At 48.4% G+C, this 20,220-nt stretch carries 25 protein-coding genes; 10 read left to right on the forward strand and 15 right to left on the reverse strand.

The genetic code is table 11. The features are described from left to right. Positions 1-226: 226 nt before the first annotated feature. Both fadR and NH568_RS01215 read left to right on the forward strand, forming a co-directional pair. Entirely contained in the window at positions 227-940 is a 714-nt protein-coding gene (gene fadR / locus NH568_RS01210; RefSeq protein ID WP_253044034.1) for a fatty acid metabolism transcriptional regulator FadR, read from the forward strand. A 310-nt stretch (positions 941-1,250) separates the two neighbouring features. After that, entirely contained in the window at positions 1,251-1,856 is a 606-nt protein-coding gene (locus NH568_RS01215; protein ID WP_010382361.1) for a peroxiredoxin C, read from the forward strand. A 227-nt stretch (positions 1,857-2,083) separates the two neighbouring features. Here NH568_RS01215 and NH568_RS23895 read toward each other — a convergent pair whose 3' ends face one another. The 3 genes from NH568_RS23895 to NH568_RS01225 all read right to left on the reverse strand — a co-directional run bounded on the left by NH568_RS23895 (position 2,084) and on the right by NH568_RS01225 (position 3,514). Then, the gene (locus NH568_RS23895) at positions 2,084-2,209 is read right to left on the reverse strand and encodes a hypothetical protein (protein WP_290444055.1); all 126 of its coding nucleotides are present in this window, start codon (positions 2,207-2,209) and stop codon (positions 2,084-2,086) included. A 1-nt stretch (position 2,210) separates the two neighbouring features. Next, positions 2,211-2,522 (reverse strand): hypothetical protein, encoded by a 312-nt coding sequence (locus tag NH568_RS01220; protein WP_253044035.1) that lies wholly within the window; start codon positions 2,520-2,522, stop codon positions 2,211-2,213. 191 nt (positions 2,523-2,713) lie between these two features. Beyond that, positions 2,714-3,514 carry a response regulator gene (locus NH568_RS01225; RefSeq protein ID WP_253044036.1) on the reverse strand — a complete coding sequence of 267 codons (801 nt, stop codon included), beginning with the start codon at positions 3,512-3,514 and terminating at the stop codon, positions 2,714-2,716. 126 nt (positions 3,515-3,640) lie between these two features. On the opposite strand from NH568_RS01225, the gene NH568_RS23900 reads away from it, so the two are divergent. After that, entirely contained in the window at positions 3,641-3,769 is a 129-nt protein-coding gene (locus tag NH568_RS23900) for a hypothetical protein (protein ID WP_290444056.1), read from the forward strand. Here the strand turns inward: NH568_RS23900 and smrB are convergent. Beyond that, positions 3,766-4,320 (reverse strand): endonuclease SmrB, encoded by a 555-nt coding sequence (smrB, locus tag NH568_RS01230; RefSeq protein ID WP_253044038.1) that lies wholly within the window; start codon positions 4,318-4,320, stop codon positions 3,766-3,768. The two genes, NH568_RS23900 and smrB, sit on opposite strands and share 4 nt — an antisense overlap. An 85-nt stretch (positions 4,321-4,405) precedes the next feature. Here smrB and prmB point away from each other — a divergent pair, with 85 nt between their 5' ends. Beyond that, the gene (prmB, locus tag NH568_RS01235) at positions 4,406-5,341 is read left to right on the forward strand and encodes a 50S ribosomal protein L3 N(5)-glutamine methyltransferase (protein ID WP_253044042.1); all 936 of its coding nucleotides are present in this window, start codon (positions 4,406-4,408) and stop codon (positions 5,339-5,341) included. Between the two features lie 55 nt (positions 5,342-5,396). Continuing rightward, positions 5,397-6,497, forward strand: coding sequence for a chorismate synthase (gene aroC, locus NH568_RS01240; protein ID WP_253044045.1), 1,101 nt, complete (start codon positions 5,397-5,399; stop codon positions 6,495-6,497). A gap of 56 nt (positions 6,498-6,553) precedes the next feature. Here aroC and NH568_RS01245 read toward each other — a convergent pair whose 3' ends face one another. The 8 genes from NH568_RS01245 to NH568_RS01280 all read right to left on the reverse strand — a co-directional run bounded on the left by NH568_RS01245 (position 6,554) and on the right by NH568_RS01280 (position 14,386). Next, entirely contained in the window at positions 6,554-7,165 is a 612-nt protein-coding gene (locus tag NH568_RS01245) for a superoxide dismutase (protein ID WP_253044048.1), read from the reverse strand. Between the two features lie 16 nt (positions 7,166-7,181). Beyond that, the gene (locus tag NH568_RS01250; RefSeq protein ID WP_253044050.1) at positions 7,182-7,685 is read right to left on the reverse strand and encodes a hypothetical protein; all 504 of its coding nucleotides are present in this window, start codon (positions 7,683-7,685) and stop codon (positions 7,182-7,184) included. A gap of 236 nt (positions 7,686-7,921) precedes the next feature. Then, positions 7,922-8,776: a glutathione-dependent disulfide-bond oxidoreductase gene (gene yghU, locus NH568_RS01255; protein WP_253044053.1), complete on the reverse strand. Its 855-nt coding sequence runs from the start codon at positions 8,774-8,776 to the stop codon at positions 7,922-7,924. Positions 8,777-8,921: 145 nt separating this feature from the next. Then, positions 8,922-11,486 carry an Ig-like domain-containing protein gene (locus NH568_RS01260; protein WP_253044056.1) on the reverse strand — a complete coding sequence of 855 codons (2,565 nt, stop codon included), beginning with the start codon at positions 11,484-11,486 and terminating at the stop codon, positions 8,922-8,924. 78 nt (positions 11,487-11,564) lie between these two features. After that, complete coding sequence (locus NH568_RS01265; RefSeq protein WP_253044057.1) at positions 11,565-12,404, reverse strand: mechanosensitive ion channel family protein; 840 nt, start codon at positions 12,402-12,404, stop codon at positions 11,565-11,567. Positions 12,405-12,479: 75 nt separating this feature from the next. After that, a complete protein-coding gene (locus NH568_RS01270; RefSeq protein ID WP_253044059.1) occupies positions 12,480-13,172 on the reverse strand; it encodes an LrgB family protein in 693 nt (230 codons plus the stop codon). Then, positions 13,165-13,521: a CidA/LrgA family protein gene (locus tag NH568_RS01275; RefSeq protein ID WP_366040545.1), complete on the reverse strand. Its 357-nt coding sequence runs from the start codon at positions 13,519-13,521 to the stop codon at positions 13,165-13,167. The genes NH568_RS01270 and NH568_RS01275 overlap by 8 nt, the downstream gene beginning before the upstream one ends. Positions 13,522-13,591: 70 nt before the next feature. Continuing rightward, the gene (locus tag NH568_RS01280; protein ID WP_253044063.1) at positions 13,592-14,386 is read right to left on the reverse strand and encodes a crotonase/enoyl-CoA hydratase family protein; all 795 of its coding nucleotides are present in this window, start codon (positions 14,384-14,386) and stop codon (positions 13,592-13,594) included. A 226-nt stretch (positions 14,387-14,612) separates the two neighbouring features. On the opposite strand from NH568_RS01280, the gene NH568_RS01285 reads away from it, so the two are divergent. The 3 genes from NH568_RS01285 to NH568_RS01295 are packed head-to-tail and all read left to right on the forward strand — an operon-like array spanning position 14,613 to position 16,226. Beyond that, a complete protein-coding gene (locus tag NH568_RS01285) occupies positions 14,613-14,930 on the forward strand; it encodes a DUF440 family protein (protein ID WP_253044066.1) in 318 nt (105 codons plus the stop codon). Between the two features lie 14 nt (positions 14,931-14,944). Continuing rightward, complete coding sequence (locus NH568_RS01290; RefSeq protein ID WP_253044069.1) at positions 14,945-15,772, forward strand: DUF481 domain-containing protein; 828 nt, start codon at positions 14,945-14,947, stop codon at positions 15,770-15,772. A gap of 49 nt (positions 15,773-15,821) precedes the next feature. Beyond that, positions 15,822-16,226, forward strand: a complete 405-nt coding sequence (locus tag NH568_RS01295) for a hypothetical protein (protein ID WP_253044071.1) — start codon at positions 15,822-15,824, stop codon at positions 16,224-16,226. A 101-nt stretch (positions 16,227-16,327) separates the two neighbouring features. Here NH568_RS01295 and NH568_RS01300 read toward each other — a convergent pair whose 3' ends face one another. Then, positions 16,328-16,813, reverse strand: a complete 486-nt coding sequence (locus NH568_RS01300) for a peptidylprolyl isomerase (protein ID WP_253044074.1) — start codon at positions 16,811-16,813, stop codon at positions 16,328-16,330. 11 nt (positions 16,814-16,824) lie between these two features. Beyond that, positions 16,825-17,742, reverse strand: coding sequence for a transcriptional regulator (locus NH568_RS01305; RefSeq protein WP_253044075.1), 918 nt, complete (start codon positions 17,740-17,742; stop codon positions 16,825-16,827). A 161-nt stretch (positions 17,743-17,903) separates the two neighbouring features. Between NH568_RS01305 and NH568_RS01310 the strand changes: the two genes are divergently transcribed. Continuing rightward, the gene (locus NH568_RS01310; protein WP_046006778.1) at positions 17,904-18,155 is read left to right on the forward strand and encodes a succinate dehydrogenase assembly factor 2; all 252 of its coding nucleotides are present in this window, start codon (positions 17,904-17,906) and stop codon (positions 18,153-18,155) included. Next, entirely contained in the window at positions 18,136-18,546 is a 411-nt protein-coding gene (locus NH568_RS01315; protein WP_253044076.1) for a protein YgfX, read from the forward strand. The genes NH568_RS01310 and NH568_RS01315 overlap by 20 nt, the downstream gene beginning before the upstream one ends. A 36-nt stretch (positions 18,547-18,582) precedes the next feature. Here NH568_RS01315 and nadB read toward each other — a convergent pair whose 3' ends face one another. Next, the gene (gene nadB / locus NH568_RS01320) at positions 18,583-20,193 is read right to left on the reverse strand and encodes an L-aspartate oxidase (protein ID WP_253044077.1); all 1,611 of its coding nucleotides are present in this window, start codon (positions 20,191-20,193) and stop codon (positions 18,583-18,585) included. Positions 20,194-20,220: the final 27 nt, after the last annotated feature.

The raw sequence follows: 20,220 nt of genomic DNA on the forward strand, positions 1-20,220 counted from the left end.
TATTCATGGATTAATAAAGTCGTGAAGTATTTAGTGTTTGCGACGGCTAAAATACCGGGGGTGCGCCTATTATTGGGAAGCACTTAGCTTGCTTTCAGATATGCCTTGTTAGTTGCAAATCATCTGGTACAATCAGTGGATTATTGAGTTGCAGAAGCCTGTTGGTGTGCTACGCACATAAGCGCAGGCTTGTCGACGTACCTTATGTTGTCAAAAGTGGTGCTAAATGAGAATCTTTAAAGCCAAGAGCCCAGCAGGTTTTGCTGAGGAGTACATTGTAGAGTCGATTTGGAATGGCGAATTTCCTCCGGGCTCCATTTTACCAGCCGAACGCGAGCTGTCAGAGCTTATTGGTGTCACTCGCACCACATTACGAGAAGTTTTACAACGCCTTGCGCGTGATGGTTGGTTGACCATCCAGCATGGTAAACCTACACGGGTTAATAACTTCTGGGAAACGTCTGGTCTGAATATTCTAGAGACCCTGGCACGCCTGGATGAAGACAAAGTGCCTGAGTTAACCGATCAACTTCTGTCTGCACGTACTAACATCAGTGCAATCTATACCCGTGCCGCGATTAAGTTTAACCCGCAGTCTGTGATTGATATTCTGTCTAAGCACGCGGAAGTGGCCGATACGGCGGAAGCTTTTGCTGAATATGATTATCGGGTTCATCATCAACTTGCCAGCGCCGGCAACAACAAAATTTATGTACTGATCCTCAATGGGTTTAAAGGATTGTACTCTAAGATTGGTTGTCACTATTTCTCAGATCCGCGCACCCGTGAACTGGCACGTGAATTCTACGCTGAACTCACTGCGCTGGCAGAAAAAGGCGAACACGATGGAGCAATCACGCTGATGCGTCGTTATGGTCACCGTTCTGGTGAAATCTGGCAGCAATTACGTGGCGACATGCCTGACGATATTATGGACTAAGTTTGATTGTCCGACGATAGAAAGCACCTCAGGGTGCTTTTTTTGTGTCTGCAAGGGCGGCATATCGGCTATTTACTGCGTCATCAATTTATTAGATGGCTGCTATCGGATAATTCGATTGTATCCTTTTGAAGGAACAGCATAAACTGAGCGCCAAATAATACCATCTGGTATAGGGGTTGTTTTTTTATAAAACGCCTCAATAATAAGTGACAATTCGCAGTGATACAAAAATGCATAACCTGACAGGGGACGTAGCTTTGTGTGATTGTGAGACTTTGGAACTCAAACTAACTATTTGGAGATAACAATGGGTGTATTAGTAGGCCGCAAGGCACCTGACTTTACAGCAGCTGCAGTTTTAGGTAACGGTGAAATCGTAGATGGTTACAATCTACATGAGCGTATCAAAGGTAAGAAAGCGGTTATTTTCTTCTACCCACTAGACTTCACTTTCGTTTGTCCTTCTGAGCTAATCGCATTTGACAAGCGTTACGAAGAATTCCAAAAGCGTGGTGTTGAAGTGATCGGTGTATCTATCGATTCTCAGTTCTCTCACAACGCATGGCGTAACACCCCAGTAAACGAAGGTGGTATCGGTCCGGTTAAATATGACCTGGTTGCTGACGTGAAGCACGAAATCTGTCAGGCATATGACGTTGAGCACCCAGAAGCAGGTGTTGCTTTCCGTGGTTCTTTCCTGATTGACTCTGAAGGTAACGTACGCCACCAGGTAGTAAACGATCTACCTCTTGGCCGTAACATCGATGAAATGCTGCGCATGGTTGACGCGCTGGCGTTCCACGAAGAGCACGGTGAAGTATGTCCAGCTGGTTGGACTGAAGGTAAAAAAGGTATGGACGCAAGCCCTGAAGGTGTTGCTAAGTTCCTGTCTGAAAACGAAGGCGACCTGTAAGTCCAGCGTTGTTTAGTTAAGAAACCCGCCTTGTGCGGGTTTTTTTATGTCACTCCGCTTGTTCATGCCGCCCTTGTAGAGGCAAGGTAATGTCGTGGATAGAAAAGCACCATAGCTGGCATTGCGCAGTGCTGAGCGAGTGACCTTCAAGACCGTTGGAGGGTGTGCCAATCCCCAAGTCTGGTCATGAGTTACTGCAGGTTGATACCATTCCCAGTCTCGCTCAATCACGATGCACGCCCCATCGACCACTTGTGGTTGATCAGTCTAATCAATTCAACTGAACCATATGCCAGTACTAAACTGATAACGGGTGTAACCAGCAAGCTCAACAGTGTTATTTCATTCAGCATCTTATTGTCCTTTATCTTTTTCTTGACGTGTTTCTTTGTGCTCTGGCGTGAAAGACTTTATCAGTGTGGCTTTGGTGCTTTCTTTAAGCTCAATCAGGTTTGCCTTAATCGCTTTGCTGACATGAGATTTAATGTCGCTGAGTACTTCCTGAGTGACTGAGCCACTGTCTGTGCTTACAGTCGCCATAGAGCTAAGGCTGGCTGCAGTACTTGCGTTGACACTTGCTGTGACGCTGGTGTTGCCCGCTGCAAATGAACTGGCGCTCATGCCAAGGGTAAAAACTAGGATGCTGAGTTGGGTGGCAGTTTTCATGATCTGGTTCCTTTTGGGTTAGTAACGATACTTTAATGAGTTAGTCGTTCTAACTATTACAAAGGTTGTGCCAGCTTCGGAAAGAATTTTATGGTTTTGAATATTAAAGGTTTTTATTTTCTTGTGGTGTACTGGTCAAAATGCAAATTGTAATTTTGACCAGTGGAGTGGTTATCTTAACCAACTTTTGGTTAATTTTGTTCAAGCAACTGATAGATCAATTGTTTCACGACCTGGGGCTCGAACGGCTTGTCGCATAATGCATTCACTCCGGACTGCGCAATATTTGCCAGGTGGGTTTCGTTCGCTTCTGAAGAGACCATCAGTATTGGGACATGATTATGCTCATTCGAGTTACGAATGGCTTCAGCAAGCTCCTGACCATTGACCTCTGGCATATTGTAGTCCGTAATGATCAAGTCAAACATGGTGTCCTCAAGGATAGACAGGGCTTCTGCGCCATGTTCCGCTTCGCTGATCCGCGTTGCCCCCAGATTGTTGAGTACCCTGCGAATGTGATTACGTGCCAGACGAGAATCATCTACGACCAGGATCCGTAACTCCTGAATGTCATACAAGTCCAGCTCGAGCTCTTCCGGAGACAAAATATCCAAAGTGGCATTGATGGCTTTACCCAGGTGGGTTTTGTTGAATGGCTTGGGCAGAATCGCAACCACCCCGGACTGCTTGAATGCTTCCAGCTGCAGTCTTCGGGTTTCACTGGATACCAGCATAAAGGGCAAATGGTGGTCAGACAGGGTCGTTTGGATATGCTGCAATAACGTCAGTGCTTCGCCATCAGGCAGATACAAAGCGCTGATCACCAAATCAGGTTTACTGTCATTCAGGCTTTCCATGGCAGCAGCAAGTGTATCTACACACTCGATATTTTGGATCCCTTCTTCCTGAAGTTCGTTACTGATGATCCGCCTTTGTGTCTGGGACGGCTCCAGGAGTAGGATGCTCAAATCTGAGCTTAAAAGTTCATTCATGGTATGAGAGTAAGTGTTGCAATATAAATAGTCAGATTAACTGGCAATATAACGTATTTGTTACCGTGTCGCTAGCTTGGTGAGCAGGGTGTTAAAACAAACTATCGATGGTGTGTTGTCGGTTGGATGATAGAGCAGGAGGAAAGAGCGCTCAGAACACAGATGGCGCAGGGAAGCGCCAATACCGCCATCAGCGATAGATCTGGTGTAATGGACAGCGGCGTGTCTGTGGCCTGCTGCCCTTATTGCGATTAGCGGCGAAACTCCATACTTTGTGGCAGGTCCACCAGTATCAGCACAGCGCCTTTGCCGCCATACTCAAGCGGAGCCTGATGCATAGCCAGTATATCCGGATGCTGGACCAGGTACTGAGGTACTTTGTGTTTTAGTACGCGCTCACCAATACCATGTACCACGCAGGCGCAGGCAACATGCTGTTTTTTACAGGCATGGATCAAGGCTGCCAGCTCGTCTTTAGCCGTTTCTTTGTTCATGCCATGCATATCAAGAATAAGCTCTGGTGCATAATCACCGCGGCGCAGTTGCTTGGCGAGGTACTTGTCGGCGCCCGGACGCACGTAATTTACCGTGCCATGGGTGTCTATGTCCGGGACATATTCGTCCGAAAAGTAGAATTCGGCCTGATGCTGCTTCTTTTGCTCGGCGATTACTTCACCCTTGAAGCGTGTCTGGCGTCTTGCTTGCTGCACTGTATCTTGTTTGAACTGACTGGTACCTGATATTGCTTCTCGAAACAGAGCAAAATCGTCGTCTGGCAGTTGTGAGTTTGGTTTATCTGTGTTCATGGCGACATTTTAAAGAAAAAAAGCGTAAAAACCTAGCTTAAAAACCGTTACAATGCCGCCATGCAATTAGTAGTGAGAACAACTCATGAGTGACTCTGTTATTTCTCAGGCGATGGCTGAAGAAGCCTATCAGGATTTAGTAACCATTCAGGATTGGTTACGCTGGACGGTCAGTCAGTTTGCTGGCAATGGTGTGTTTTTTGGCCATGGTACCGACAACCCGTGGGATGAAGCGGTAAGTTTGGTATTACCTTTGCTCAATTTGCCCGTTGACGCGCCCAGAGAGCTCACCAGCGCACGGCTCACACACAGCGAAAAAGTCAGGCTGGTCGAGTACCTTCGACTGCGTATCGATGAGCGCATTCCCGTTGCTTACCTGACAAATCAGGCCTGGTTCTCTGGGCTGCCTTTCTATGTCGATGAGCGCGTATTGGTACCACGTTCGCCTTTTGCTGAACTGATCGAAGCTCAGTTCAGACCCTGGCTCGCGTCGCCGGAAAAAGTCACTCGTATTCTGGACATGTGTACTGGCTCCGGGTGTATTGCAATTGCACTTGCAAAAGCATTTGAACAGGCTCAGGTTGACGCGGTGGACATTTCTTTTGATGCTTTGGCCGTTGCAGAAATAAACATCAACGATCATCAGGTTCAGGATCAGGTATTTGCTATCCAGTCCGATGTGTTTAGTGGTGTGCCTGGCCAACAGTATGACCTGATTGTTGCGAACCCGCCTTATGTCGATGCCGAAGATATGGCCGACCTGCCAGAAGAGTTTCATCATGAGCCAGAGTTGGGTCTGGCTTCTGGAGAAGATGGTCTGGATGTGACACGTACCTTGTTACAAGAAGCGGCTGCACACCTTACCGAGGACGGCCTGTTATTTGTCGAGGTGGGTAATTCTATGGTACATATGGAAGCGCTTTATCCCGGCGCGCCGTTTACCTGGCTGGAATTCGAACGCGGCGGACTGGGCGTGTTTGTGATCAGTAAAAAACAGTTACTGGATTACTTCAACGACTAAGCGTTTTCCTGTGGTCAGGGAAGCGTAATGGTGTTTTTTGGAATGAGGAAAATCAATGGCAGGCAATAGCATAGGCCAACTATTCAGGGTAACGACCTTTGGAGAAAGCCACGGCGTCGCACTGGGTGGCGTAGTGGATGGTGTCCCGGCAGGGCTTGAACTGGACGAAGCGGATTTACAGGTTGATCTGGACAGACGCAAACCCGGGCAGAGCCGTTATACGACTCAACGCCGAGAGGGAGATGAAATCAAAATACTCTCTGGGGTGTTTGAAGGGAAAACAACCGGAACCAGTATTGGTTTGTTGATTGAGAATACCGATCAACGTTCCAAAGATTACAGTAAAATCAAAGATGTTTTCCGCCCTGGTCATGGTGACTATAGCTACTGGCATAAATATGGCCATCGTGATTATCGCGGGGGCGGACGTTCTTCAGCCAGAGAGACGGCGATCCGCGTTGCAGCTGGGGGGATTGCCAAAAAATACCTGAAGCAAGTGCATGGCGTTGAGATCCATGCCTGTCTTTCTCAATTGGGGCCAATCAAAGCTGAGCAATTTGACTGGCAGCAAGTTGAGCAAAACCCGTTCTTTTTCCCCGATGCCTCTAAGCTGGACGCGCTGGATGACTATATGCGCGATCTTAAAAAGCAAGGGGACTCTGTGGGTGCAAAAGTGAAAGTGGTTGCAAAAGGCGTCCCCGTCGGTCTGGGCGAACCGGTTTTCGACAGACTGGATGCGGAGCTCGCACATTCTCTGATGAGTATCAATGCTGTAAAAGGCGTGGAGATTGGTGACGGGTTTGATGTGGTTGAGCAGAAGGGCTCAGAGCACCGTGATGAGCTTACCCCTGAGGGGTTTACCAGCAATCACGCTGGAGGTGTGCTGGCGGGGATATCAACCGGGCAGGATATCATTGCCTCTATCGCACTCAAGCCGACCTCAAGTATCACTATACCGGGTCAGAGTATTAATACCCAGAATGAGTCGGTAGAAATGATCACCAAAGGCCGTCACGATCCGTGTGTTGGGATCCGAGCTATTCCCATTGCAGAAGCCATGATGGCAATCACATTGATGGATCATCTGCTCAGGCAGCGCGGGCAGAACCCGCATGTTGATTTGTCGTACGGGCCAATTGCGGCGCAAAAACCTTAACTGCGCCACCGGTAAAAAAGCCAGCGTTCTTACGTTGGCTTTTTTGTCTATGTGGCTTATTCAACGGCGGCGATAAAGCGGCGTTCCACTTCCTGCCAGTGGATCACTTTATAAAATGCTTCAATATACTCAGGTCTGCGGTTTTGATATTTCAGATAATATGCGTGTTCCCAGACATCCAAGCCCAAAATAGGCGTCAGCCCGTCCATGAACGGACTGTCCTGATTCAGTGAACTGGTTACCTCAAGGCGCTTCTGATCGTTTACCACCAGCCAGGCCCAGCCACTGCCAAAGCGGCTGACAGCGGCCTGTGTAAACTGGGCTTTAAAGGCCTCAAAGTCACCAAATGCATGGTTAATCGCGTCGGATAGCGTGCCCTGATGCAAGTGTCCACCCTGTGGTGACATGATCTCCCAGAATAGTGAGTGGTTATTGTGACCGCCGACGTGGTCACGCACGGCGCTGCGCAGCGGTTCGGGCAGATCGCGAATATGGGTGAGCAATTCGATGCTTGATTGACCCTCAAACTCGCTCCCTGCGAGTGCAGCATTGGCTTTGCTGACATACGTCTGATGATGCAAGGTATGATGAATTTCCATCGTTTTACTATCGATATGCGGTTCGAGTGCCCCATAGGCATAAGGTAATGCAGGCAGAGTAAACGCCATACTTCTCTCCTTTTGGTTAATGAAAATGAGTCGTTGAATGTGGTGCATCCAGTACCTGAGTAGCCCGGCTAACTAAGGTGGTGTGCGCCTCATGGGAAGAAATAAATCGCATTAATTCCGCGCGTGTTCTCAGGCAATGGCGCATTGCAATCAGCGCTATCTGAGGATTGGCATGATCACAAAGCCGGGTAAGACTGAGGTGCGCATTGATAAGCTGTTCACAAGCTTTGTGTGGTTCTGAGAGGGCGAGATAGCAGTCGGCCAGATTATGTGCAGCCACAACAAAAGCTGGACAGCAGTGTGCCAGTGCTTCTTCCTGAAGCTGGCTATCGTATTGATGAGTAAAATACTCAATTAAATTGCTAACCAGATAGAGGGCACTGTGATACTGATCTCTTGCTAAATAAAATGACTGGTTTTCAAAAGCCTGGTTGCCTTGGGTGATTGCTGTTTGCCATGGGGTGAGTGCATTTTCAAGCAAGCTGGTGGTGTCATTCAATGCAGGATAAGATTGCAGCATAAAGGGCTCCTCGTCAGTAACGTATGGTACGGCCACGGGCATAGGTATTTAATCAATACATGAAAACACAAATAAAAATGATTGTCATTTATATTTGATTGCTGGGGGTTGTCACGTACTCTGAGGGATTGCTTTTATTACATTGCACGTCAGGAGCCGGCGCATCCGGAAAAAGGGATGGCAAGGGATTAAAAAGGCAAGGGCGCGAGAGTCCCGCGCTTGCCCTGAAAATACGTTTACTGGTTCAGTACTGCGTCAATATCTGCTGCACTGTGGCGCTCGGGGAGTTGCTCTTGTGGTTCGCCAAAGGTCCGGTTGACTATTCTGCCACGTTGTACGGCCGGGCGAGATTCAATCTGTTTAGCCCAGCGTACCACATGCGTATACTGCTCAACCTGTAAAAACTCGCCGGCATCATAGAGTTTGCCCAGGGCAAGATTGCCATACCAGGGCCAGATAGCCATATCGGCAATACTGTAGTGATCGCCTGCAACATATTGGTGGTGTGCCAGCTGTTTGTCTAATACATCCAGCTGGCGCTTGACTTCCATAGCAAAGCGGTTGATGGGGTATTCCTGTTTGTCGTCCGCATAGGCGTAAAAGTGGCCAAACCCGCCGCCCAAAAATGGGGCTGAGCCTTGTGCCCAGAATAACCAGTTCAGGGTGTCTGTTCTTTGTACTCCTGAAGACGGGAGAAACTGACCAAACTTTTCGGCCAAATAAACGAGGATAGATGCAGATTCAAAGACATTGACCTCTGTTTCACCTGATTTATCGACCAGAGCGGGAATTTTAGAGTTTGGATTGACGGCAACAAAACCAGACGAGAATTGTTCAGCCTCTCCAATATTGACCAGGTGTGCATCGTATTCGGCTTCGGCTACCCCAAGGGCCAGCAATTCTTCCAGCAAAATAGTCACCTTTTGGCCGTTTGGTGTACCAAGCGAGTAAAGCTGTAAAGGGTGTGTGCCGACAGGCAGTGCCTGTTCATATCTGGCACCTGATTCAGGGCTATTAATATTGGCCCATTTATTATCGCTACTGGGCTGGTGTGTCCACACCTTGGGAGGCGTATAGGTGTTGTTACTCATGTGATCTCCTTGACTAAAATGGGTGCTAATCGGATAACCCTCACCTTAGCGTTAATTATGCCACTCTGCCAGCGGCAAAATGCCAAGAAAAAAAACGGAAGGAGGGTAACGGGCAGGAGGTCGCCGTTACCCTGTGATTAGGTGTTTATCGACCCTGATTCATTTCAGTGAGCTTGTTACCAACAGGCACTGAGAAGTTGTAGCCATCGAATTTATCCCAGTTGATAGACCAGGTCATAACGCCCCCAAAAGCAGGGTAGTTATGACTGGGCACTATGGTACCGCATTGGGTGCCTTTGGTGAGGCAATCCAGCGCCGCGATGATATTGGCAATGGGAGCCTGACCAGAATTGGCGGATTGCGGGCCGGATGGCAGGCCAATGGCAACCTGATCATCCCTAAGCGGCATAAAGCGGCTACCATCGGCCAGGTCGAACCCTTCAATCAGCATTTTGGCGTGTGCGACCATCATATTGACTGAGCCTTCCGGTGCGCTGCCTGGCTCGTATGGGTTGGGCAGTCCTCCATTGTTGTAGAGCTGCACATGCAGTAAGTCCAGCGTGTCTCTGAGTTCGTTGATCAATGGAATGTATGCGCCCCAAATGCCGGAGTAGGCTATCATGCCGCCATGAACGTAAGGATGTTCCGGCGCCATGGTGAGCACCATATCACCACCGATATTCTGCTCTATCTGCTTAATTGCTCTGGGCAGGCGGGCTTGTATTTGTGAGCCATGCAACAAATTAGAGCCACTTTCCAGGTCAATATCCAGACCATCAAACCCCCACTCCTGAATGATTGCAGTAAGACTGCTGACAAAGTTGGCTTCATCGGCGTCGGTGTTTAATGTGATAGTCCCTTCGGCACCACCCAGACTGAGGACAAACACTTTGCCCTGCGCCTGTAATGCTTGCATATCGGTTTTAAATTTAACCGGTTCAATGGGAGGGCAATTGGAGCGAATGTCTTTTTCAAATGGTTTGAAGTGCACTGTACCGTTAGAAGACCGGTCGTTTTCTGCAAAGGCAATGTCAATGATGTCCCAAGCGTCGGAGATCTGATCCAATGGAATAGGGCAGCCAGCCGGATTAACAAAGTTGTGCCAGTAGCCTATGAGTTTATGGGTTTTGCCAACCGGTGGTGTAATGACAGTGACAGTGGCGGCCGGGCTGCTTGCTGTATCTCCCGATGTGCTGGTCGCGGTTGCATAGATACTGTGTTGTCCAACTGTTGCTGGCGCGTAGTTAAACTCATAAGGTGCCTGGGTATCACTGCCAACTTTTACCCCGTTGGCATAAAAATCGATTATCGAGATCTGACCGCTGAGCGCCTGAGCATTGGCTTTGATAGTGATTATATTACCCAGTACATATTGAGTTCCCGCAGTCGGGGCGGTTAAATCAACGACCAATGGTTGATCTGTGACCGTGACCTGGATAGTTTGTTGGCTCTGATTGCTCTCGTTATCGGTTGCAACGGCACTGAGAGTAACGGGCCCGGTGTTGCCTGGGGTCCACTCAACAGTCAGTGTATTTTGTGCGGTGCTGCCAAGTAAGGTTTGACCAGCAAATAATTCTAATTGCGAGATAGTCCCGTCGGCATCGGAGGCACTGACAGCAATCTGTGTAGGCTGGTTACGCAGCAAAGTGGCATTATCGTTAGGCTGAGTAAAGCTAATGTCGGGCGCGATCGCACAGATCCCCAAATCGCTCCAGGCGTCCTGCCAGTGTTGACCTGTGCCGGGCTCGTAGGCCCAGGCAGCACTGGAGCTGCACCAGCCAGCGATGTCGCAGCGATATTTGCGATTATTGTGTGCTACCTGCTCACCACTTTGATAGCTTTGACCAGCTCGATAAGTGCTCAGACCTGCGCAGCCACCTGAGCTTGCAGCGCTCACCTCAATGGTCACACTGGCTTCTGCGGTTGCGCCTTTGTCATCTTGTGCAATGACTCTGAGCTGTTTGTTGCCGGCACTCACGGTCACAAAATCATGGCGAAAAGGTGGGGTACTGAGTGTTGTCAAACGCTGAGCATCTCGCCACATTTCGACCTGCACAACCTGGCCATCGGTGTCAGTGGCCTGCACAGCAAGGCTAACTGTATCGCCAACTTTAAATGCTTGGTTGTTTGTCGGTGTATCAATGGTGAGAGCGGGTGGTACATTGCCGTTGTCATCTCGCACCGTAATACCAGCTGTTGCAGGTGTACTGAGGTTTCCTTTGGCGTCTACTGCCACTGCGCTCACTGTGTGCATGCCCAGCTGTGCAGACCAGGTAAGCTGATAAGGAGGCTGGCTGAGTATACCGACGCTGATGTCGTTGACAAAAAACTCAACCTGGGCGAGATCGCCATCCTGATCACTGGCATTTGCAGAAAAAACAGCGCTGTCATTTTTGTTCAGCACAGCACCATCCTGGGGGCTTACCAGGGTAACCACCGGGGCGTTGCCGCTGATGCACTGGCCAAGTTGTCGCCATACGTCAAAGGTATCGGAATTATTCGCGGGTCGCTCATTTTGATTGAACCATTTTGCCTCATAAGCTTGAGCCTGAGCACGCACCTGATCCCCTTTGCGGTACACCGTTGAACTGGACCATTCGGCGAGCGCGCTGCAGTCATAGTTGGCGGTATCGGCCTGCGCCCAGCTGTGCACAGCGATGAGCTGCAGACCAGCGGCACAGCATAGTGTCACTAATTTTTTTGTGTTCATAAATCACTCCGTTCTACATGTTGTGTTGTATGTTTTGTAAACAAAACATTGACAGCATAGAGTGAAAAACAACCAGGATCAATCTGCGGAAGCAGGCTTCTCTTTGAGGGTGACGACCCGCTGTGGGAACGGAATGTCTATGTCAGCAGCCTGGATCGCGGCATAAATAGCGCCATTAATAGCCAGTTTATGTTCGATTATCTGTGTCGTGGGTACCCAGTAGCGGTAGCTAATGATAACGGCACTGTCGCCAAACGCTTCTATGCCAACCTGAGCTTGCGGGGTGTCGGCCACAGCGTCGTTATGCGATAAAATTTCATTGATGATGGTTATGGCTCTGTCTGTGCTGGCGCTGTAAGCGATACCAATTTCTCCTTTGACCAGTGAGTGCGCAAAGGAATTTTGCATTATTTCGCCAATAATATGCTTGTTAGGAATGGTGATCTCGACCTTTTCTTCATTGACCAGGATTGTGTGGCCCAGCTCGATACTTTTTACCTGACCGCAGACCCCTTTGACGGCAATGGTGTCACCGACTACAAACGGACGAGTGGCAATAATCGCTAATCCAGAACCATAATTAGATAACATCCCCTGGACAGCCAGGCCGGCACCGAGTGAGGCGGCACCGATTGCTGCTACAAATGGGGTAACACTGATGCCAATTTTACCCAGTGCAATGATGGTAAACATTATAATAATCAGCACCTTGACTACATTGCTGACGAAATTTGTCAGGGTAACGTCGATATTGTGTCTGAGCATCAGGCTCTCTGTGCCTTTCGCCAGCTTTTTCGCGAGCCATAAGCCAAGGAGCAGGATCACTAAGGCGCCTAACAATTGCATACTATAAGTCACCAGATAATCCCGGATCAGCACATAGTAATGTTCGATTTGTGCTATTTCTTGCTCTATCATACTGTGCTCCTGCATTGCTGAAACGAGGCGGGCATTTCAGCTTATTTTTTGATGATTGTTATCATTTGTCTCAGTTTAGCTGATTATGCCTTGTAACAGTGTAAAAAGCATTGGTACCCAGCTTGCGGTGATGACCGCACTGATTATCATCGCGGCAGAAGCAAAGGCACCTGCTGCCGGGTGATGTTCCATGGCTGCAGCGGTACCAATTGCATGGCAGGCCACGCCCAAAGCTATGCCTTTAGCCTGCGGTTTGGTTACGCCTGCAAGGGTGAACAACGACAAGCCGAAAACGCCTCCCAGCACACCAATCAGGATCACCATGATGGCGGCTATCCCGGGAAAACCACTGAGTGAATCAGTCACAATAAGCGTGATAGGTGTGGTGACTGACAGGGCCATTAAAGACGCTGTGAGTGTACCGGGGGCGCTAAATAACTGACAAAGGCAAAAGGCAATCAGTGTTGCACAGGTGATCCCGATAAAGCTACTGAGACTAATGAGCAACAGGTATGGACGAATGGTGTGGAGTTGTTGGTAAAGGGGCAGAGCAAGTGCAACCACCGCGACTTCAAGAAAGAAGCTGACAGGCTTAGTGGCATTACGATAGTCAATGTAATCGATATCGCCAGATAGCAGCGTAGTGCTGATAATCAAAATGCATAACAACACGGGATTAAACAGGGGAGAGTGCCAGCTTTGATTTACCCGTCGCATAAGGGCAAATAACACCAGAGTAAAAGTGCAACCCAAAAGTAGATTAATCATGGTATCTGCCCAGACTTGCCAGTTTACCTGTCAGTAAGAGGCCCAGTACGGGTACCAGGATCAGGACACTCACCAGCAGCCAGGCATTTTGGCTAAACACCTCCAGATAACTGATAAGGCCGACCCCTGCGGGTATAAAAAATAGTGCCATGTATTTTAATATTGGGCCGCAAGATGGAAGTAAGTATTTACTTTTAAGTATGCCTGATTGCAATAAACCAAATAACAGCAACATGCCCAACAGAGGAGCAGGTAAACTTAAAGCCAGTGCAGCTGTGAGCAGCCTGGCAGCCCAGAGGCACCCGATAAGAATGCTAAGGGATGCGATAAATCGCAGAGTAATCATCATAAGGGACACTCAAGAGATTAAATCTAATGTCATTCTCGGTGGCAATTGTATCGCTCACAATGCGACTTTCTTACCATTTTTTGCGCTGGTCAAATGGCCTGGGCTGCTCCGTATGACGACCGTTGTGCATGGCAATTCGTGTGTTTTTTGACAGTAGCAACTTAATCTGAAACCAGGTCTCCTGCCACAGCAGTTTTCGGCGCCGGGGATGATAGGCGGTGTTATATAAGTGTTTGATGGCGGCCAGAGCATCCGGAGAAATAGCCCTCACCTGGGTGAGACGTTGTTGGATGGCGAGCAATGGATCGTCGCTGACTTGTGTGATTAACCCCAACTCGCGGGCTTGTTCGGCATCAATGCGTTGTGGGTTAGAAGCCAGCCAAAGCGCCTGATCATGATTTAATATACCCGGCAGCAGTATGCTAGTACTCATATCCGGACACAGGCCCCAGCGTGATTCCATAATGGCAAATCGAGCATCTGGCGCTGCAATGCGGTAATCGGCGCCGAGTGCAATATGCAATCCGCCGCCCAGACAATTCCCACGCACCAGGGCAAACACGGGCACCGGCAGTGCACGCCACCCCAGTGCGACTCGTTGCACAAGATTGGCATTGCCTGGTAACCATTTAAACAATAGCGATAAAATGTTAGCTGGCTTGTTCATGACAGCGCCCACATCCAGGCCAGAACAAAAGTGCTGCCCCTGACCTTGGAGTACAACAGCACGCAATTGACGATTGCGTTTTAGTTTGCGGATGATGTTATCCAACTGTTTGAACATGTCATAAGACAAAGCATTCTGTTTTTCGGGTCTGTCGAGGGTAACCCAGGCGATACCATCAATTGTCTCTAACTGGACCATGTGTTTTTCCTTCTTTCGCACATCATTATTATTCTGACAGCTTGCAGGGCAAGCATAGAGTAATTACTTTAGCGGTGCCAGTGGTAATTAGTGTGCAGACTGGATAGCAAATTGGCTATTTTCATGTAACTGAGCGGTATTTTTGTTAAAACTAACTAAAAGCCGTAGCTTTGCAAATTTGCAATTTGCTACTATACCCCTCAATTTTGACAGGCGAGGTGATGTAATGTCTGCACGTTTAAGTTCCATCGAAGAAGTGAGCCAGCAAGCCTATGATATTTTCTTAGAGCTTGCCCCTGATAATCTTACAGTCGAGGACATTGAGCTATTCAATGCCCACAGTGAAGAGCTGGGATATATTGAAGACAGTGTTCCTGATGAGAGTTGGGCGTCGCTGGTGGCGTATGAACAGGAGACGGAAGCCGAACATTTTGTTCAGGTTGCCGTAGGTCTGGAAACGGAGCAAGGTGATGTGATGTTTGCCAAAATACTGATCAGCCGTGATTTAGATGCCCCGTTTTGCCACATAGTTTGGAAGCAGTAAGAGAAACCAGCTCAGTGAAGTACACCCTTTTTTTCCTATACTGCGCTGGATTCTTGTTCAGCGTGAACGCACTTGCTGTCGATCCATTCGAAGATTTTCATAAATATGGTGAGCTGTCAGATGAAGAGATCCACGCTCTGCACGAAGGTGAGTTTTTATATGGTGATGTAGAGTTTGGTGTGTTGCTCAATCGCGGTAATACCAGTAATACCGCGTTTAAACTTAAGAGCAATCTGTATCAGGATTTTAAGTACTGGCGCAACCAGTTTAAGGTCGATGGCATGTATCGCCGTGAAGTTGATCCGGACACCAACCTTGAAGATGAAACAGCTTCTCGTTACTTCCTGTCAGCGCAGGGCAATTATAAAATAGGGCAGAAGAATACTTCGCTATTTGTTTATGGGGATTACGAGGTCGACAAGTTTAACGGTCGAGAATATACCACAACATTTGCAGTTGGTTATGGTAATCGCATCTTTGAAGGACGAAAGAATACGGTCGACTTAGACATCGGACCGGGTCTGTCTATGTATCGACGCGAAGATGAGACGGAGCTAGAACCAGATCAAGAACGCGTTGAAAGAGGTCATTTGCTGCGAGCCGCATTGCAGTGGGAGCGAACTGTATCTAAGCGCACTCGTTTTAATCAGGATGTTAGCTATGAAAGATCACTGTCGGGTCTCGGGGCGCGTATTTTATCTGAAACAGCACTGATCAGTCAGGTAATGGGCGGTGTGTCCATGAAGGTGGCCTATACCTTTCGATATCACTCTCAGCCAGAAGAAGACAAAGAGAAAGTGGATAGCGAAGTTGGTGTCACACTTGTTTATAGTTTTAATTAAGGTGGTTTAGCTGATGTACAAAAAGACCCAATGGTCCTGGATAATTTGGATGTTTCTTACGTGGTTTGCCACTTTTGTCGCACTTGCGATATTTTTGTTGGGCCATAACACACTGCTGTATGGTTTCATCGGCATACTCGCCCTGATCGGCTATTTGTTTTATGGATTAACGCTTGAAGTCAACAAAGAACAGCGGACGGTCAGCTGGTGGTTTGGCCCGGGGATCCTGAAAAAGACAGTCAAAGTGAATGAGCTGCAATCATTTTCCGCGGTAACAAATTCATTCCGCCATGGGATTGGCGTAAAGATCACTCATGATGGCTGGGTGTACGCTGCACATGGTTTTAAAGCCATTGAGTTTGTACTGGCCGATGGGTCTAAATATCGCATTGGTACGAATGATCAGAGTGGTATACTTGCAGCCCTTGAGGAAGTTGAAAAAAGCGCCAAGTAGGCGCTTTTTTGTAGTCAAATTCCAATCGTCTAAATTAAGTGTTCCTTCAAATTGAACAAGTATTCTGGTCTTAATGCCGATTGGTACAAGTAAAATTGGTATTAGTGCTGGTGGCCGCAGTCGCCCTCGCTGTGAACATGCCCATGGGCCAGTTCTTCTGATGTCGCCTCACGCACTTCCAGAATTTCAACATCAAAGTTCAGTGTGATACCTGCAAGGGGATGGTTACCATCAACGATGACGTCTTCACCTTCAACACCAATTACAATGACAGTTTGCTCGCCTTCGTCTGTGGTAGCACGAAATTGCATACCTACTTCAACTTCCATATCCTCAAACATGCTTTTTGGTACCGCCTGCATCAGGTTATCGTGGCGTTCGCCGTAGCCATTTTGTGGTTCAACGGTAACGCTGAATTTGTCACCCGTTTGTTTGTTGATCAGGGCTTCTTCCAGACCCGAGATTAAGTAACCCGTGCCGATGATAAACTCGAGTGGTTCATCATCGAAGGTGTTGTCTATGCTATTGTCGTCGTTGTCCAGCACCGCATAATGCATTTTCACAACGGTATTTGGGGCAATTTTCATAATCTATCCGCTTAATTGTCTTCTAAAGAGTACGGAAGTGGCTGCAATGTCAGCTGGACTTCCGGGTGCGTTTTAGCACGCAAAACTGATGATTCAGTTAAATCATTGGCCATCACTGCCAGCGCATAATAGTCCTGGCTTGCACTGTCGTAGGCCTGATGAAGTACTTTGCCTGCACGACGCCAGTTATCTCCATCTAATTGTATTTCCAACTCAGATTCTTGTGGGTGAGCTGCAGCCTGGCCTTTTACAATATACAAAGCTCGCTTGTTTTTGCCCAAATAACGCATCCGGGCTACTGTCTCCTGCCCAGTATAGCAGCCTTTTTTGAAGCTGATTGCGCCCAGTGCCTGAAGGTTAACCATTTGCGGCACATATTCATCAATACTGCTCTCACTTAGTTGTGGCTCACCGGCCAAAATTGACGCGGCTTCAAATGGCGTTGGGTCTGTGTGCAGGGCAATACCCTGTGGCAGCGCATAGCCATGTTCAACAATCAGGATTAAACGCTGATTGTCTAGCTTTAGCGCCTTATTTTTGCCATCAAACGTACAAGCATTAGCCTGCTGCGCAAACGTCAGCCCCAACAGCTCACAGGTTTCTGTCATCTCATCGGTTAACACGCCAATGACTTGGTGGTGTGTAATATCAATATCGACCTTCGCGAATACGCCGTATTTTTTCAGCTCCCGGCAGGATGCTTCTGTCTCCGCTTTTGAACCCAACAGCAGATATTGGTCATCTAACTTACTTAGCCTGAGTGTCGCCCACAATTTGCCTTTAGGACTGCAGTGTCCGGCCCACAGGAAAGTATCATCCGTCAGCAGATTGAGATCCTGGGTGACCTGACCGTGCAGGTAACTCAACTTTTCGGAGCCGCTCACAGAGATCAATTGTAAAGAAAGAGGATATGCATTTGCTTGTGCCATCTTATTGATCCTTGTTGAAGAAATTACCTAATGTTACCGTAAATATCGCATTCGAGATAGGCGCGAAAGACACGATTATTGTTTATTCGAACAGTTAACGGGCACCTCAGGATACGTTATAATTGCTGTGACATAATAAAATTTAGGGGTATGTGGAAATTATGGCTGAGTTGTATTCAAAGGCCCGCACAAAATGGGCATGTCGCCGTGGCATGCTGGAGCTGGATATTTTGCTGGAGCCTTTTGTTGATGAGGCGTATGATCAGCTATCAGAGCAGGATAAGCTGGTGTTCCAAAGATTATTGGAAGTCGAAGATCCCGATTTGTTTGCCTGGTTTATGGGTCATGAAGCATGTCCGTATCCCGAGCTGGATGCTATGGTGAAATTCGTTCTTGACCGAGTCCGCGCTTAGCTTTTATTTCGAACACAATACACCTGACCACAAAGTCTTTGTGGTCTTCTTTTGCTGTCTGGCGCTGGCTTTGAGTGTGGTCGCGCCAGCACTGTGGTGGTGGCATATCGGGACTTGCTTGTTAGGATATGCCTGTGCCAGGCATCGTGCACATCAATACTTCATTTCAACAGGCCATCTGGGACTGTTGCCTGAGCATATGACAGTGATAGTGTCCGGAGGCCAGCAACAATGGCAGGGGCAGGTAAAAGCTGCACAGGTCTATTTTCATTGCGCGCTATTATTAACCGTTAAAACTGAGCAGCGAACCCGGCATATCGGCATTATGCGCCATGCAATGAAAGAAGAGCATTGGCGACACTTGTGCCGGCATGTATTTGAGATGGCCTGAGTCATTGGTGCAAGGCGATATCCTCAGGCATCAATATCAACGTTTGATTTTACTGGGAGTCAATATCGTTGGTTTGGTTGTGTCTGCGCTTTGCGGAAAATCCAGTGTGTAATGCAGCCCTCTGCTTTCCTTTCTGTTCAGTGCACTACGAATAATTAACTCTGCTACCTGCACCAGATTTCGAAGCTCTAGCAGGTTATTACTGACTCTGAAGTGGGAGTAGTACTCCTGGATTTCCTGTTGTAATAATTCCACTCTGCGAAGTGCACGTTCCAGTCGCTTGGTTGAGCGTACAATGCCGACATAATCCCACATAAACAGTCTAAGTTCGTGCCAGTTATGGGTGATCACCACTTCTTCGTCTGAATCACTGACCTGACTTTCATCCCAGTCTGGCTGTGCAGGTGGCAACGGTTGTGTATCCAGCTTAGCAAGGATGTCTTTCGCTGCAGCATGGGCAAATACAATGCACTCCAACAATGAATTACTCGCCATTCGATTGGCCCCATGTAATCCAGTGTAGGCCACTTCCCCGATAGCGTAGAGGTTGCTAATGTCCGTCAGACCGTTGAAGTCGGTCATGACGCCACCGCAGGTGTAATGTGCGGCAGGAACGACTGGGATAGGCTCTTTGGTGATATCCAGCCCTACACTGAGGCACTTGGCGTATATGGTCGGAAAGTGTTCAATGATAAAGTCTTTGTCTTTATGAGAGATATCCAGATAGACGCAGTTGGCCCCCAGACGCTTCATTTCATAGTCGATCGCTCGGGCAACAACGTCACGAGGGGCCAGCTCTTCCCTGTCATCGAAATCCGGCATAAAGCGTGTGCCATCCGGGCGCCTCAGTAATGCTCCTTCGCCACGCATAGCTTCGGTGATAAGGAAGTTCTGTAATTCAGGGTGATAAAGACTGGTTGGATGAAATTGATTGAATTCCATATTCGCAACCCGGCAACCCGCTCGCCAAGCCATCGCAATGCCATCGCCACTGGAAACGTCCGGGTTCGATGTATAGAGGTACACTTTACTGGCACCGCCCGTCGCAAGGGCGACAAACTTAGCGGTGACGGTTTCGACCTGGTTAGCGCGGCGATTGTAGACATAGAGCCCATGCGCGACTTTTTGCTCTTGTGCGCCATGCGTGATCAGGTCAATTGCATTGTATTGTTCCAGCAGGAGTATGTTGGGGTGCTCCTGAACACGTTCGATCAGTGTCGACTGCACGGCTTTACCCGTTGCATCAGCTGCATGAAGTATACGTCGATGGCTATGGCCTCCTTCGCGTGTCAGGTGGAAACGTTCCCGCCCTTTACTATCGAACTCCATGTCAAACGGAACGCCCTGTTCAATCAACCACTTCAGGCATTGCTTCGCATTTGAGGCGGTGTAATGAACGGCTTCTCTGTCACACAGGCCCGCGCCTGCAGCCAGGGTGTCATCAACGTGAGACTCTATACTGTCGTTTTTCTTGTCAAACACCGCAGCAATGCCGCCCTGAGCATACAAGGTGGAGCCTTCACGAAGGTCGCCTTTACTGAGTACCGTGACGCGGCAGGTGTTTGCCAAAGACAGAGCCAGGCTCAGCCCGGCTGCGCCGCTACCGACAATAATGACATCGGTTTGATGTTGAACTTGTTCTTTCATGTTAGTGGGTCTTAGCTAATTAAACCT

Source organism: Pseudoalteromonas sp. XMcav2-N (assembly GCF_024124545.1).
Lineage (GTDB): Bacteria > Pseudomonadota > Gammaproteobacteria > Enterobacterales > Alteromonadaceae > Pseudoalteromonas.